The 2,477-nt window shown below is 34.1% G+C and carries 3 protein-coding genes; all 3 read right to left on the bottom strand.

Going from position 1 to position 2,477, the window contains the following annotated elements; all coding sequences use genetic code 11:
- Nucleotides 1–249, bottom strand: a 249-nt coding sequence (locus JQM82_RS15165; protein ID WP_235251238.1) for a DUF6262 family protein, incomplete at its 3' end; no start/stop codon positions are given.
- Complete coding sequence (locus tag JQM82_RS15160; protein WP_331472933.1) at nucleotides 239–1,663, bottom strand: tyrosine-type recombinase/integrase; 1,425 nt, start codon at nucleotides 1,661–1,663, stop codon at nucleotides 239–241. The genes JQM82_RS15165 and JQM82_RS15160, both read right to left, overlap by 11 nt.
- A gap of 65 nt (nucleotides 1,664–1,728) precedes the next feature.
- A partial coding sequence (locus tag JQM82_RS15155; protein ID WP_235251235.1) for a tyrosine-type recombinase/integrase occupies nucleotides 1,729–2,477 on the bottom strand: 749 nt, incomplete at its 5' end.

The following is a 2,477-nucleotide window of genomic DNA, read 5'->3' as shown; positions in this document are numbered from 1 at the left end:
TTTTCTATCCATTGCAACTGGATGCTTATTCTTAAAAATTGCTTCCTGTCTATGTATTGCATCATCCATTTCTCTTCTAATAAGCTCATTTTTATAAAAAAATCCCCTAGAAAGTCCTGTTCTTTTTACCAGCTCCGCTACGGTAATTCTTTCCATATTTTTAAGCATATCCGATATTGTATTTTTTGCAATATTCATCTTTTTCTGACTCTCTGCCTGCGTAATCGCTACCATCTTGTCATATTTCATAATCATCCCATCCTTCTACGATATCTAATAGAATCATGTCCATTTTTTCTCTTGCAGCTCTCGTTTCATCCGCCATTAGTTTATTTCCGATTTTCCGATAATGGTGTACAGAATATATGGAGGTATGCCCCAGTAGCTTAGCTATCATCCAGTCATCCACATGCATTTCTGTCAGTTTCTTTCCATAGCAATGTCTGAAAATATGAGTTCCAAACTTCAGAAACTCACCATTATCATCCCGGATATTTTCCTGACGGATCATTTTCATAATCTGATTTTGAATCATACGATATTGATAAGGTCTTGTCGGATCATCTTTTTTTACAAAAATATAGATTGTTTCTCCATACCGTTCTTTCGTATAATCAATTGCTTTCATAATCAATTGTGCCACTTCATCACTAATAGCTTTTTCATAGGCCACCGATTTTACTTGATCAATCCTTATAAAATATCGATTTTTCTTCATACTTAAGCAATCTGTTTTTAAAGTCAGTGTATCTGAAATCCTCGTTCCCAGTAGTTGATGGATAATCAATGCCCTACATATCTGCTCGTCCATTTTGAAAATGTGTTCATTTAGTCTTTTGATTTCTGCATCCGAGTAAAATTTAAATACATGTCTTGGTGTGCTTGGGAAATCATTGCTCAGAAACAATTCGCTCATGCACTGCCGTTCATATAAATTTCCAACATCTTCTATAACCCTTCGCAAGGCATACAGATCAGATCTATAATTTTTCCGTTCATGTGCTTCTGTTTGCAGATATATTAGATACTCTTCTATATGCATCCTTTCCAAATCCTGTAGTGATTGGATATTCGGACATTTCTTTTTTAGAAATCTGGAGAAACGTTTTACTGCAGTCATCTCACCATGAATTGTTCCTAAAGGGGAATATTTCAAATGCATAAAAATCACTTTTTTCACTTCTTCACGGATATCAGATTGTACAATTTCGGTAAAGTTAATTGTTTCCGTGTTCAAAATTGGATTCCATTGAATAGGAAAATCAAAGTTTTTAAGCGTCCAAACATCTTTTTCCTGCTCGTCTCGGTCATCCTCTTCTTCCAGAAACTTCAAGAGTTTCTTCATATGCTTTACAATGTTAGGAGTTTCAATTCCCACCTTATCGTATTCTGGTCGATATTTCTTACTTGACAAGGCATAACCTTTTTCCAACATCCAGCCTTTCAGCATACGAATGATCTTTTCTTCTTCCCTCGCATCTAATCGTTTTATCTTTCGATCAATCAAAAATTGCCGAATATTATTATAATAAGTCAATTCGCATGCCAAACTAGATGGAGCTAGTATTTTTCCTCTTTCCCATATAAACTCTTCTAACTTTTCGGCTAGTTCTTCTGATGGTAACCCTTCCAGATTAAAATACCGTTCCGATTTGATACGCATTTTCCGAAGCTGCTCTTTAGATGCCTCTTTATAGCATTCCATCTCATATATGTAAATTCTGTTTTTCATTTTCCATCACCACGCTTCTTAACTTTAATTATAGAAGCCAAATCATTTCCAGGTTTCTTAAAATAGCTATCATTTGCTTTTTCAACCCTCTTTGGCATGAAGTCCACATACTGTTTTGTCATTTCTTCTGAAAAATGTCCCAAATAATCTCGGATTGCCTGTATAGAAACATCTTTATCATAAAATTGAGTTGCAAGCGTATGTCTGTAATCATGAGTTTTGAAAATGTAATCTCCTTCTGATATTCCATTCTTATAACAGTATTTCTGAAATTCTTTGCAAAATGTTCCTACACGGTAGGCTCCACCATTCTTTCCTTTAAATATATAATCTTTTGGACGAATGTGTTCTCTCTCGATATATTTGCGCATGATTCTGTACATCACAAATGGAATAGGTATCATTTTATCTGCCTTCATCTTAATCTGGTAGACTTTCAACCATGCATCTTCTCCATCCCAGTAATAGGCATCCCCCTTTAACGTACACACTTCACTGATTCTCAAACCGGTACACCATAAATGTAAAAATATCAATCTTAAAGTTAATGGAAATGCATATAATTTTTGTAAAATTTCCATATAAACTTTTTCATCTATCGTTCTATCATGATGCTCCGGGTATGTTTTTTTTAAATAATATTCCGGTTTAAAGGGAATTTCTTTTATATATCCACGAACATTCAGAAATTGGTAAAATTTCAAATAGTGAACAATTCTTTTATTAAAAGTATCGTCTTTTGTAT

The sequence above is a fragment of the Faecalicatena contorta genome (genome assembly GCF_021531995.1).
GTDB lineage: Bacteria > Bacillota > Clostridia > Lachnospirales > Lachnospiraceae > Dorea_A > Dorea_A contorta_A.
The sequence above is the reverse complement of the archived record's forward strand: the minus strand, read 5'-3'. Positions and strand labels throughout refer to the sequence as shown.

What these genes read in the sequence shown, in the direction of transcription:
- JQM82_RS15160 (WP_331472933.1), bottom strand. Translation starts at nt 1,663, where the DNA reads ATGCGTATCAAATCGGAACGGTATTTTAATCTGGAAGGGTTACCATCA.